Genomic DNA, 12,898 nt, shown 5'->3' on the forward strand with positions numbered 1-12,898 from the left:
GGTTGAAAGCACCGGTCTTGAAAACCGGCATACGTTAATAGCGTATCTAGGGTTCAAATCCCTATCTCTCCGCCACTATTAAGAAGCCTTGCTAGAAATAGCGAGGCTTTTTTCATTTCCATACATCTTTATTACTCTATCTGTGCTTGCCAAAAATCAATTCCATATGCGATCTACTTTTCGACAAAGTAATATTGGTATCGGTATTGGTTGTGACGTTTTGATTTTTGCTAAGAAGTGCAGTTGCTTCTAAAGCTGTTCATCCTCATCACTGCATGCTGTCCCGATAAGGTTGTTGGAGATGCTTTGTTAAGGTGTTGAACCATCTATTGCCTTATCGTTCTCTTAAAGCACTACCATTGCTTCTCTAGCCCCTTTTACCGGATAGACCGAACAAATAAGCATACTCAAATAGCCACTGTTTCACTGATGTATCTTTTTGTTTTACTCAGTCTAGCGACGCGTGTGCTCTATTGCCTAAATCTAGCTACGTCTTAAAACCATACATCAACAGGCTAAAGTTACGTATTCCTGCATCTTTTAAAATTGTTTTGGATTCTGCTGGAATGACAGGATCAGAGTAGTCAAAAGAGAAGAGGAAAGTGAAACGATAGTGAGTTGCTAGGAAGTTGAGAACTACTTGGGAGCCAATGAATTGGATAAACATATTGATGACTAAGGACTGAAGGGTTAATAGCAGGCAATAAAAAAGCCGACAGGTAAGCTGTCGGCTTGGTTAGGTCATCTTAAGTTAGTCATTCTGTACGAGCGTGAGAGCTTTACGAGAGACTTCGTGAGCAGCTTTGGTTAGATTTTGCTTCTCTAGTGTGTCTGCTAGGAATGCATAGTCAGAGACGTCAGAGCGAAGCTTTAAGGCGATCTCAAAGTGATCCTGGGCTTCTTGCCACTTCTCTTGACGGAAATAGAAGTGCGCTAATGCGCTATGGGCAGCGGCGTTATCCGGTTCTTTCTTCACTACTCCCTCTAAGAAGACCACGACAGGGTGGGTATCTGGCAGATTTAGATCTGGCAGTAGTTGATAAAGCTCTGGGGATGGTTGTTTTTTTAATGCTTCTTTTAGCACGGTAAAGGCTTCTGCATCAGCTTTTCGTGTGATGAGTTCTCGAGCAAAACAGGCAACGAGGTGTGTGTCTTGTTTCACTTTACGTGAGAGGCTATTCCAATGGGAGATTAGCCCTTCGCTACCCTGTTGCTGCGCTACTTCATGGAGTAAGCCGCACTGCGCCTTTTGAATCAGCTCTGCATGTTCTTCGTCCGAGATGAGTTTTGCTTTGGTTAGTTGTGGCAAGAGGTCAATAAGAGGTTGCCACAACTTTAGCTGCATGTACGTTGTTTTCAGCAAGTTCAATACAATAGAGTTACTCGCATACTGACTTTTTAACGATTGCAAGGTATCGAAAGCGGACTCGAACTCGTTGTCGCGGATAAATTGTTTCGCTCGAGTCAGCTCTACTGCGAGATGGGCGTTCTCTTGTTGGCTCGCTAGCTCTAGATAGTGATCTCGTTTTGCTTTATCACCTTGACCTTGTGCGGCTTCAGAGGCAACTAAGTAGCAAAGCAGCGGCATATCGTGATGATTTGCCCAGCGAGTTACTTTTTTCTCAGCACCTTTCCAGTCACCTTCTAGAAGTTTAATAATGCCTTCATTGGTGTATCGGCGGGAATGGCGCATTTTGCGAACACTGAAGTAGTTCCATGTTGTAGAACTAGCATAAACTAACTTCTTAATCAGGTACTCAAGCAGAAAAAGACCTGCGAGTGCTGCGATAACGAAAACCACTAATGTCGTTACGCTCATCTCGATCGTTTTCTCGGCAATGGAGATGAGTACATAGCCTTGCTGACCAGAAAACTGGGTGCCAACAAATAGTCCTGCGCCTAGTACAACAAATAGGAAAATAAGACGAAACATTACTTATCCTCCATGCCTGTCATCGTTGTGACTTCACGACGTAGGCGTTCACGGATGACATCTGATAGTTGAGACTGACTTTGCAGTTTTGTTGGGTATTCCACTTGAATATTTTGCTGACTTAGCAGGTTAACCGTTTTGTTGAACTCTTTAACGGAATTATCGTCTTGGTTGAAGAAAGCTAATGCCCATTTGTCGGCTGTTTTTAGAGATGTGGTGTAAATTTCACCTTGTTCTTGGTACACCGCTTTTATTGCCGTTTCCAATTTGGCTTTGATGTTTTCTTTCAGGTAAAAGTGTTGCTCAGGAGAAAGCAGTGGAATGACGTTACCATCGCGCGTGCGGAAGGTAATGAAGTTTTCTGAAAAGTCCTTCAAAGAGGTCATTAAGTTATCTTGCCAGTTTGCGATATCTTCAGACACTTCAGTGTTTTCTACGGCTTCAGCTTCAGGTAGCAGTGCATTGGCGAGAGGGAGCTTGTCTACTTGCTGTTGCAGGGCAGTTAAGCGTAGTACCAATCCATCACGGTCAATTAGCGGGATAGTGCGAAGTTTGGTGATATCGTTTGCCATTGCTTTACGTAGTTTGACGAGACTAGGGTCATTCAGCGCTGCAATGCGTTGGTCTGCACTTTCCATCAGTTGAGTCGCGCTTTCTACATCGTGCTCTAAGAACAATTTACGGCCGGCTAATTTGACGAGGTAATCGGCTTCCGCCAATAGCCAGTCGTTTGGTCGACGACCTTTCACATCGGCAACGGCGAGCTGTAAGCTTTCAATGCTCTTCTGTTGCTGTCCAAGTACCACTTCCGCTTTGTGTGTCACGGTTGTTGCTTTCTCGATGGTTTCTTCTTGTACCCGGCTGAGCTCTTGCTTCATGGAAGCTTGAGTGCTTTCTAGCTGACTTTTTAGTTGGGCGATCTGCGCTTGGTAATCGGCTTGCTGTTGATGCAGCTTGTACGCGAGGCCACCGCCAAAAATAATCGATAAGATGATAGCGACCGTGCCTAGTTTGACACCGCGTTTACCTTGTTTTTCTTCAAACTCGACTTTGGTTGGCTCTGCTGTTTTTGGGGGCTCGGCCGCTTGTGGTTGCTCTTTTTTAAGGTCCGCATCCTGCTGCGATGTGGTTTTTTCGACTAGCGGTGCCGATGAGGTTTCTTCGGAAAGGTTTTTATCGTTATTTTTTTGGTCGTTATTTTTACTTGTCATGCCTATATCCTGTGTAGCTAGGGCTGGAGAGCCGCCAGTAATTCTTGGTTGGATGCGCTTCCCGTGCATCTCACGCGAGTGAACCCCCTTTGAATTGCGATGTCAGCGATACGCTGACTGGGGATATACAACTCTTGTTGATTAAGCCAAGTCAATTGCTCCGACGTCAATTGGCTGCACAAATAATCCAGTTGTTCACCACTGGTGACAATAATCTGGTTAATTTGTAGGTTTTTCCATAGTGAGATACAGCTTACTGGATCGAATGGGATGAATTCTCTCTTGTAAGTCTCACTATAGTGAACTTTTGCGCCACGCCTCACCAATGCATCTTTGATCAGCTCTCTTCCGCCGTTACCACGAAGGATAAGAACTTGTTGTTGTGCCACATTGTTGAGCTCTGGCAGTCGCAATAAGTGTTCACTATCACTGACTTGGGGATAGTGTACTTTCTGTTGGGTACATTTGCTTAAATAGTGTGCTGTTTTTTGACCAACGGCAAGGTAAATAGCTTGTTTCGGCCATGACATCCCGTTGCTGGCTAAGATTTGCTGTGCACATTGCACGGCATGTCGACTAACAGCGATAACAATTTGAGCTTGATGTAGATGTTTAGAGAGGTGCGTGTCCGTGAGATCGGCGACAATGTCGATCAGAGGATGGTGATATGCGGAAATGCCGTGCCTTTCGAGCAGAGAGCAAAGCGCGTTGCCTTGCTCTCCCGGCCGAGTGACCAACACTGCCATGGTTATTCGTGATCTGCGTACAGCTTAGTTAGGATTTCACGAGCGCCGTTATCTAGCAGCTCATTGGCTAGCTGCACTCCTAATGCTTCGCCGTCTTTACGATGGCCACGAATTTCACCACGCACAATTTCGCTGCCATCTGGTTCGCCAACTAATGCGCGTAGCCAAATGTTGTCGCCGTCTAGCAGGGCATAGCTGCCGATAGGTACCTGACAGCCGCCTTCTAGCGTAAGGTTCATTGCGCGCTCACACAAAACGCGGTCTACGGTGTCTTGGTGGTTAAGTGGCTCAAGCAGCTTAAGCAGTCTTTCATCGTCAAGGCGGCACTCAATACCGACAGCACCTTGCCCTACCGCTGGTAGTGATTGCTCTGGTTCGATAAAGCTACGAATGCGCTCTTCAAGCTTCAATCGTTTGAGGCCAGCCGCAGCAAGAATGATTGCATCATACTCACCCGCATCTAACTTACCAAGGCGAGTGCCCACATTACCGCGAAGCTCTTTGATGATGATGTCCGGACGATATTCTTTCAGTTGGCATTGACGGCGCAAACTGCAAGTACCAACCACGGCATCTTGAGGGAGCTCATCAATGTGGCTATAGGTATTAGAGACGAAGGCATCACGAGGATCTTCACGCTCACAAATGGTCACGAGGCCAAGGCCTTCTGGGAAATCGACGGGTACGTCTTTCATTGAGTGAACGGCGAGGTCTGCACGTCCTTCTAGCATCGCGATTTCAAGCTCTTTTACGAACAAGCCTTTGCCGCCAACTTTTGCTAGTGGTGTATCTAAAATCACGTCACCTTTGGTCACCATGGTTACTAACTCGACTTCCAAGCCAGGGTGAGCGGCTTGAAGGGCGTCTTTAACAAAGTAAGCTTGCCATAAAGCAAGAGGGCTTTTTCGAGTTGCAATGCGAATCGGTGTGGATTGTGTCATGATCTTCTCAATGCTGTTTGGATTTGGGTTTATCCTACCATTCTCATCAAGAAATGCTTACTGTTAGTTCGTTATCTCTGAAGGCTATGAATGGAATTACATGACGTTATGAAAATAGTGTGACTGGATTCTCAATTAGACTAAGGACTATTATTAGTAATAGGTAATAAGAGCGAAACTACCGCGCGATTAATTTTGTGACTAAAGTATGGTTTTGTATCCAGAGTGATACGCGGGCGTGAAGCTTTACCCGCACCAATAAAAGTGTTAAATTGATCACGTTTTTAAGCCATTTTGGTTTAAAACGTCAGCAGATTTTCGTGATTGTTCAACCAAGGAATTCCCCTTGCAGGCTTACACCCAAAAAATCATCCAGCGACTAGATAATTTGAATCAGCAGCGAGTTGATCGCGCGTTGGCGCTTATGGATTCGCAAAGCCAGCAAGTCTTCCACTTGATTCCTGCCTTGTTGAACTACAACCATCCTGTAATTCCTGGCTATTATGATGCCGATGTCCCGTTTGGTGTGCATGGGCTTGAACTAAATAGCATTCAGCAACAATTCATAGATGATATTCAACTTGCCATTGGTCAGCCGCTCAAGACGGTAGAAAAGCCCGCTATATTGGGTTTATACACCATGGGCAGTACCTCCTCGATTGGTCAAAGTACTTCCAGTGATTTGGATATTTGGGTGTGTATCTCACCAGAGATGGATTGTGACGAACGCGAGTTATTGACCAATAAATGCTTACTCATCACGGATTGGGCACAAAGCAAAGGCGTGGAAGCGAACTTTTTCTTAATGGATAAAGAGCGCTTTAGAAGCAATCATTCTGAGGAGATGACAGGTGATAACTGTGGTTCATCTCAGCACTTACTTTTGCTAGATGAATTCTATCGTAGTGCGGTGCGTATTGCCGGACAGCGTTTGTTATGGCAAATCGTGCCGCCAGAAATGGAAGAGTGTTACGACGAGTACGTTTCTCAACTGTGCAGTGATGGTTACATCGACTGTAGTGAATGGATCGACTTTGGTAAATTGAACTGCATTCCTGCTGAAGAATACTTCGGCTCGAACTTGTGGCAGTTATACAAAAGCATCGACTCTCCCTACAAATCGGTATTAAAAGCCATCTTGCTAGAAGCTTACTCGTGGGAATACCCGCATACTCAATTGTTAAGTATCGACACTAAGCGTCGTTTCTTTGCCCATGAGCCTGACCTCTATGGCATGGATGCGTACTACTTAATGTTGGAAAAAGTAACCCGTTACCTAGAGCGAATTCAAGACGATACACGTTTGGATTTGGTGCGTCGCTGTTTCTATCTCAAAACCCATGAAAAACTATCTCGTGAGCCGAATATTGGCTCAGTAGCTTGGCGTCGTGAAGCACTGAGCGATATGATTGCAAAATGGAATTGGGATGCCAGTGTCGTTGCAGAGCTCGATGACCGCCGTAATTGGAAGGTTGAACAAGTAAAGGTGGTACATCATGCATTGCTGGATGCGTTGATGCAAAGCTACCGTAACTTGATTCAATTTGCGCGTCGTAACGACATCACTTCTGCTATCAGTCCGCAAGACATCAGTATTTTGGCCCGTAAACTCTACGCGGCTTTTGAAGTATTGCCGGGCAAAGTAACGTTACTAAACCCACAGATTTCACCTGATCTGCACGAGCCTGACTTGAGCTTTATCGAAGTGAAAAAAGGGGGGGTAAACAAGTCTGGTTGGTACCTCTATAAACAACCGCTTATTGCGCACCGCATTTTGGGGCAACCATATCTAGAGCATCATGAATACTTGAGTAAGTTGGTTGCTTGGGCATTCTTCAATGGCTTGATCACTGAATCGACTCGTTTACATGCCGTGGTACGTGAAGCGCAGCTAGATATTGATAAGTTTTACCAAATGGTGAGTGACTTACGAAATACTTTTGCGTTGCGTAAGCGTCGTCCATCTATGCAGGCGCTAGCGAGTCCTTGTGAAATAAGCCAGCTTGCGATGTTCATCAACTTCGAAAATGATCCGACGTCTGAACTTTCTGGTCGTTCGTTGAAAGTGGATGTTAAGAACACCGATATTTTTAGCTTTGGTCCAGAACATAAAAATTTAGTCGGCAGTGTTGACCTTGTTTACCGTAACTCTTGGCATGAAGTGCGTACGCTGCATTTCAAAGGGGAAACGGCGATGCTGGATGCACTGAAAACCATTTTGGGCAAAATGCACCAAGATGCGTTGCCGCCAGAATCAGTGGATGTGTTCTGCTATGCGAAGAACATGCGTGGTGTGATGCGTAATATGGTTTACCAGCTTTTAGCTGAATGTATCGACTTACGCTTGAAACCAGTAGAGCAAGAGAAACGCCGCCGCTTTAAAGCGATGCGTCTTGGTAACCAGACTTATGGGTTGTTCTTTGAACGTCGTGGTGTGTCGGTGCAGAAGCTAGAAAATTCCATCGATTTCTACCGCAGCATTTCTACTAACAAACTCAAAGGCTCGCCGCTGTTAATGCTCGATCGTGAGCAAGAATATCAAATGCCGGAGGCGGTGGATGGGTTTGCCAGTGAAGGTCTGGTGCAGTTCTTCTTTGAAGATAACGAAGATGGCTTCAATATTTATGTTTTGGATGAGTCAAATCAAGTGGAAGTGTATCACCAATTTAGTGGCTCCAAAGATGAAATGATTTCGTCTGTAAACAGCTTCTACACGTCGGTAAAAGACGATAGTCGCGTCGCGTCGAAGTTTATTAACTTTAACCTGCCTCAGTACTATCAAATTATTCACCCTGAAGAGGGGAATGCGTATATCATTCCTTACCGTAATGACGGTTGTTCACCGAGTCGCCCGACCAAAACTGTGAACGCGTAATTAAACCCGTATCAATAAACAAAAAGAGCACTTCGGTGCTCTTTTTGTTTTGGTGACGATTGACCAGAATTATGCCCAATCAATGGCTTCGCCTGCGTGCTTTTCACACTCTTTCTTCACCATTTCAAATAGCTCCATACCCGTTTTTGAGCAGGTCCATTTACCTTCAATAAGCTTGAAGTGGAAACCACCAGATTTGGACGCTAGCCAGATCTCATGCATCGGCTCTTGGCGATTAATGATGATTTGGCTGCGGTCTTCAAATTCCAATGTCATTACGTTGCCAGTGACTTCGTAATCAATGTCTGCGCCTGAATCATCGATGGATTCTTCGATGATTTGCATCTGCGCATCCACCAGTTGATGAAATTCAGTATCGTTCATCCGTCTATCCTATTGCTTTTCCTGAGTGTGGTGCGATTATAGGGGGCATTGATTCAATAATCACGATATGCGAAATGAAAAAATTAGTTACTGTGTTGTTTGTGATGGTTGCCGCGACCTTAGCGGGGTGTGGTCAGTCTGGCTCACTATACATTCCAGATGACACTCAACAGAATGAGCAATCACAATAAATAACCGCACCTTAGGGTGAAATTAGGGTTCAGCAGTCGAATAAAATAAGGGAAGCGAATTTTGGATTACTTCAACTATCAGGATGATGGCCAGCTTTGGGCCGAAGACGTCCCACTTCAAGCTCTTGCAGAGCAATATGGCACTCCTCTTTACGTATATTCTCGAGCCACGCTAGAGCGCCATTGGAAGGCGTTTGATAGTGCTGTGGGTCAGCATCCTCACCTGGTTTGCTACGCGGTGAAAGCCAACTCAAACTTAGGCGTATTGAACACGCTAGCGCGTTTGGGATCGGGTTTTGATATCGTGTCGGGTGGTGAACTTGAGCGTGTGATTGCCGCAGGCGGTGATCCGAAAAAAGTCGTTTTCTCTGGTGTTGGTAAAACATCGGCAGAGATGAAGCGCGCTCTTGAGCTAGGTATCAAATGTTTCAACGTTGAATCTGAGCCAGAGCTAGAACGTTTGAACAAGGTTGCGGGTGAGCTTGGTGTGATTGCGCCAATTTCTCTGCGTATCAATCCAGATGTCGACGCGAAAACACACCCTTACATTTCGACTGGTCTTCGCGACAATAAATTCGGCATTGCGTTTGATCGTGCGCCAGATGTTTATAAATTCGCGCAAAGCCTGCCGAACTTGAATGTGCAAGGCATCGACTGCCACATTGGTTCTCAGCTGACCAATATAGACCCATTTATCGACGCGACAGACCGTTTATTAGCCCTGATTGATGATTTAAAAGCGCAAGGCATTAACATTCGTCACCTTGATGTCGGCGGCGGTTTGGGTGTGGTCTATCGTGATGAATTACCACCTCAGCCTTCTGATTACGCCAAAGCGTTACTTGGTCGTCTTGAAAATCACCAAGACTTGGAGCTGATCTTTGAGCCAGGCCGTGCAATTGCTGCGAACGCAGGTATCTTGCTAACGCGTGTTGAGTTTTTAAAACATACTGAGCATAAAAACTTTGCGATTATCGACGCTGCAATGAACGACTTGATGCGTCCTGCGCTATACCAAGCATGGCAAGATATTGTGCCAGTTTCACCGCGAAAGGGTGAAGCTCAGACTTACGACTTGGTTGGTCCTATTTGTGAAACCGGCGACTTCTTGGGTAAAGATCGCGCACTCGTTTTGCAAGAAGGTGATCTACTCGCGGTTCGTTCAGCAGGTGCCTATGGTTTTGTGATGTCTTCGAACTACAATACTCGTACCCGAGCGGCAGAAGTGATGGTGGACGGTAAACAAAGCCACTTAGTTCGCCAGCGTGAGGAGCTGACCAGTTTGTGGCAGCTGGAACAGATTCTACCGGAGTAACACACAACAAATGCATTTCCACTTTTCCAAAATGCACGGTTTGGGCAACGACTTCATGGTCGTCGACTGTATTACCCAGAACGTGTTTTTCTCGCAAGACCTGATCCGCCGCTTGGCGGATCGTCATACTGGCGTTGGTTTTGACCAATTGCTTGTGGTAGAGGCCCCTTACGACCCTGAAACCGACTTCCATTATCGGATTTTTAATGCCGATGGTAGTGAAGTTGAACAGTGTGGTAACGGTGCACGCTGTTTTGCCCGCTTTGTTCGCTTGAAGGGGCTGACCAATAAATACAGCATCAGCGTGAGCACCAAGAAAGGAAAGATGATTCTCAACATCGAAGATGATGGGGAAGTGACGGTCAACATGGGCGTACCAGAGTTTGAACCGAACAAAATTCCTTTCAAAGCGAAGCAAAAAGAGAAAACTTACATCATGCGAGCAGGCGACAATACCTTGTTTTGTGGTGCTGTGAGCATGGGTAACCCGCACGTAGTGACCGTGGTCGACGATGTGGATACGGCAGAAGTGGAAACTCTCGGTCCGCTGCTCGAGTCGCATGAGCGTTTCCCAGAGCGCGTCAACGCTGGCTTTATGCAGGTGATGAGTCGTGACCATATTCGTCTTCGAGTTTACGAGCGAGGCGCAGGAGAGACACAAGCTTGTGGTAGTGGTGCATGCGCGGCAGTCGCGGTTGGGATTCTGCAGGGCTTGTTGGATGAAAACGTTAAGGTTTCTCTACCTGGTGGTGAATTGCGAATTGCATGGCAAGGCCCTGGCAAGCCGTTGTTTATGACCGGACCTACAACGCATGTATTTGATGGTCAATTGTCTTGCTAGTTGAAGAAAAAGGAAACGCTTTGTCTCAAGTAGAAGCAGATGCCTTAACGGCTGAAGTAGTGGCAGAGTACCTCAAAGATCATCCAGACTTTTTTGTGCAACGTCCGGAGCTTGTGGATCGTTTATCTTTCCCACACTCAGACTTAGGCGCGGTATCTTTGGTACACATCCAAATGAATCGCCAACGTCAGCGCATTGAAGAGTTAGAGGAAGAGATCACTACACTAATGTCGCTTGCGGCGAACAATGATCGCACCTTTTACGAATTTATGGATTTGCAGGGGCAGATTCTAAAGTGTGGTGACTTTAAACAAGTCATTCATTCTATCGAAGAGAAAGCCAAAACATTGGGCTTACGTGCGTTTGTTCGATTGTTTAGTCAATGCGACGCATCGATTCAATTGAGTAAGGAAAGTTATCAACGCTTTGCGACCACACACTTAAATGGCAAAGATGCGTACTTAGGACGTCTTCGCAAAGTGGATCGTGAAGCTTTGTTTGGCAACATGGAAGTGCCGGAAATGGGGTCCTATGTGGTACTGCCGCTCGTGAAACAGCAAACTCTGGGCGTGCTTGCTTTTTCTAGTGAAGATGGCGGCCATTTTCAGCCAGATATGGATACCTTGTTTTTGCGTCACCTATCATTAGTAGTGGCACATCTCGCTCAAACACTGGTATGGCAAAGTTACGATGACGACAACTCCCAACACTCCTCTGCCAAATAGTCTGCAAAAGCCTCTTGAGCGCTTCTATGAATTCTTACGAAGCGAAAAGGGGCTTAGCCTACATACTCAGCGCAATTACAAACAGCAGCTAGAAACAATGGCGCAGCACCTAGCTGAAATGGGGCTCAAAGATTGGTCTCAAGTGGATGCTGGTTGGGTGCGCCAATTAGCAGGTAAGGGCATGCGAGAAGGCATGAAAGCCAGCAGTTTGGCAACGCGACTCTCATCGCTGCGTAGCTTTTTCGATTTCCTTATTCTGCGTGGCGAGATTTCTGCTAACCCAGCCAAAGGGGTTTCAGCACCTCGCAAAAAACGCCCGTTGCCCAAAAACCTCGATGTTGACGAAGTGAGCCAATTACTTGAAGTCAACGAGGACGACCCGTTGGCTGTGCGCGATCGCGCCATGATGGAGCTGATGTATGGCGCCGGCTTACGTTTGGCTGAACTGGTGGGTGTGGATGTACGTGACGTACAACTGCGTAGTGGTGAGCTTCGTGTTATTGGTAAAGGCGATAAAGAACGTAAAGTGCCGTTCTCTGGGATGGCAACCGAGTGGGTCGGGAAGTGGTTACGCGTTCGTGGTGATTTAGCCGCTCCAGGTGAGCCCGCCTTGTTTGTATCTAAGCTTGGAACGCGTATTTCGCATCGTAGCGTGCAAAAGCGCATGGCTGAATGGGGGCAGAAACAGTCTGTCGCAAGCCATATTAGTCCGCATAAATTGCGTCACTCATTTGCGACACATATGCTCGAATCAAGCAATAACTTACGTGCGGTGCAGGAGCTTTTAGGGCACGAGAATATTTCGACGACCCAAATCTACACGCACTTGGATTTCCAACATTTGGCGCAAGCCTACGACCAAGCCCACCCACGCGCACGTAAAAAGAACGGGGAGTGAGCCGAAGTATGAAATTTTATCGCCGTATCGAGCCTATTAAGGCAATGACCTTTGACCTAGATGATACCCTCTATGACAACTATCCTGTGATAGTTCGCATGGAGCGTGAGTTGCTATCTTGGCTCAAGCACCATCATCCAGCGGTTGCTCATATGAACAAAGCGGATTGGTTTGCTCTCAAGCAGCGTGTTGTGCAGCAACAACCCGAGCTGAAGAGCGATGTCACTTTATGGCGTTTAGTGCAACTTCAGCAAGCCTTCTCCCAAGTAGGCTACGACGAAGACGCAGCACATGCCGCCGCGAAAGCCGCAGTAGACGTTGCGTTGGACTGGCGTAACCGTTTTGAAGTGCCGCAGCAAAGCCTCGATGTATTGGAGGAACTCGCGCAGCACATCCCGTTGGTGGCAATCACCAACGGTAATGTGGATTTAGACCGCATCGGTCTTACGCCTTATTTCCAACAGGTACTTAAAGCAGGACCAGATGGATTGGCGAAACCCGCAACCGATATGTTTACTAAAGCGAAGCGATTCTTGGATATTCCTGCGGAGAATATTCTGCATGTCGGTGATCATCTAACCACGGATGTGCATGGTGCAAAGTTGGCTGGTTTTGCAGCCTGTTGGTTTAATGATATGAATAAAAATGTCATTAACCATTCAAAAACACGTACTTTACCTGATATTGAAATCAATAGTTTGCAGCCGTTACTCACACTTTTTTAATTGCTTTCGCATTAATCCATTCTAATCTCATTTTGTGTCTAGAAAAGCAGCGCAAAGCCACGTAAATTATTCTCTATTAAATAAAAATAGTAACGCCACACGTCGTGGTGAAG

The 12,898-nt window shown here is 46.2% G+C and carries 12 protein-coding genes; 7 read left to right on the forward strand and 5 right to left on the reverse strand.

What is annotated here, in order from left to right; genetic code table 11:
* Positions 1-751 precede the first annotated feature (751 nt).
* From R8269_RS15425 to hemC, 4 genes are read right to left on the reverse strand one after another with little or no spacing between them, the layout of a single operon-like run.
* Positions 752-1,933 (reverse strand): heme biosynthesis protein HemY, encoded by a 1,182-nt coding sequence (locus R8269_RS15425; RefSeq protein WP_064368856.1) that lies wholly within the window; start codon positions 1,931-1,933, stop codon positions 752-754.
* On the reverse strand, positions 1,933-3,144 hold the full coding sequence (locus R8269_RS15430; RefSeq protein ID WP_005378751.1) for a uroporphyrinogen-III C-methyltransferase: 1,212 nt from the start codon (positions 3,142-3,144) through the stop codon (positions 1,933-1,935). Before R8269_RS15430 ends, R8269_RS15425 begins: the two co-directional genes overlap by 1 nt.
* A gap of 17 nt (positions 3,145-3,161) precedes the next feature.
* Positions 3,162-3,890: a uroporphyrinogen-III synthase gene (locus tag R8269_RS15435; RefSeq protein ID WP_005383386.1), complete on the reverse strand. Its 729-nt coding sequence runs from the start codon at positions 3,888-3,890 to the stop codon at positions 3,162-3,164.
* Positions 3,891-3,892: 2 nt separating this feature from the next.
* Positions 3,893-4,831, reverse strand: a complete 939-nt coding sequence (hemC, locus tag R8269_RS15440) for a hydroxymethylbilane synthase (RefSeq protein ID WP_064368855.1) — start codon at positions 4,829-4,831, stop codon at positions 3,893-3,895.
* A gap of 346 nt (positions 4,832-5,177) precedes the next feature.
* Between hemC and R8269_RS15445 the strand changes: the two genes are divergently transcribed.
* Positions 5,178-7,706 (forward strand): class I adenylate cyclase, encoded by a 2,529-nt coding sequence (locus tag R8269_RS15445; protein ID WP_005378748.1) that lies wholly within the window; start codon positions 5,178-5,180, stop codon positions 7,704-7,706.
* 69 nt (positions 7,707-7,775) lie between these two features.
* On the opposite strand, the gene cyaY is transcribed toward R8269_RS15445, so the two are convergent.
* Positions 7,776-8,090 (reverse strand): iron donor protein CyaY, encoded by a 315-nt coding sequence (cyaY, locus tag R8269_RS15450; RefSeq protein WP_005378747.1) that lies wholly within the window; start codon positions 8,088-8,090, stop codon positions 7,776-7,778.
* 74 nt (positions 8,091-8,164) lie between these two features.
* Here cyaY and lptM point away from each other — a divergent pair, with 74 nt between their 5' ends.
* From lptM to yigB, 6 genes are all read left to right on the forward strand, one after another.
* Positions 8,165-8,281 carry an LPS translocon maturation chaperone LptM gene (gene lptM, locus R8269_RS26700; protein ID WP_005378746.1) on the forward strand — a complete coding sequence of 39 codons (117 nt, stop codon included), beginning with the start codon at positions 8,165-8,167 and terminating at the stop codon, positions 8,279-8,281.
* 61 nt (positions 8,282-8,342) lie between these two features.
* A complete protein-coding gene (gene lysA, locus R8269_RS15460; RefSeq protein ID WP_033907276.1) occupies positions 8,343-9,596 on the forward strand; it encodes a diaminopimelate decarboxylase in 1,254 nt (417 codons plus the stop codon).
* A gap of 10 nt (positions 9,597-9,606) precedes the next feature.
* A complete protein-coding gene (gene dapF / locus R8269_RS15465; protein ID WP_005378744.1) occupies positions 9,607-10,437 on the forward strand; it encodes a diaminopimelate epimerase in 831 nt (276 codons plus the stop codon).
* Positions 10,431-11,162 carry a DUF484 family protein gene (locus R8269_RS15470; protein WP_213892659.1) on the forward strand — a complete coding sequence of 244 codons (732 nt, stop codon included), beginning with the start codon at positions 10,431-10,433 and terminating at the stop codon, positions 11,160-11,162. The genes dapF and R8269_RS15470 overlap by 7 nt, the downstream gene beginning before the upstream one ends.
* A complete protein-coding gene (gene xerC, locus R8269_RS15475) occupies positions 11,128-12,060 on the forward strand; it encodes a tyrosine recombinase XerC (RefSeq protein WP_064368853.1) in 933 nt (310 codons plus the stop codon). The genes R8269_RS15470 and xerC overlap by 35 nt, the downstream gene beginning before the upstream one ends.
* Before the next feature lie 8 nt (positions 12,061-12,068).
* Positions 12,069-12,785: a 5-amino-6-(5-phospho-D-ribitylamino)uracil phosphatase YigB gene (gene yigB, locus R8269_RS15480; RefSeq protein ID WP_053350826.1), complete on the forward strand. Its 717-nt coding sequence runs from the start codon at positions 12,069-12,071 to the stop codon at positions 12,783-12,785.
* The last annotated feature ends 113 nt before the right edge of the window (positions 12,786-12,898 follow it).

This window comes from Vibrio sp. Vb0667 (assembly GCF_033391095.1).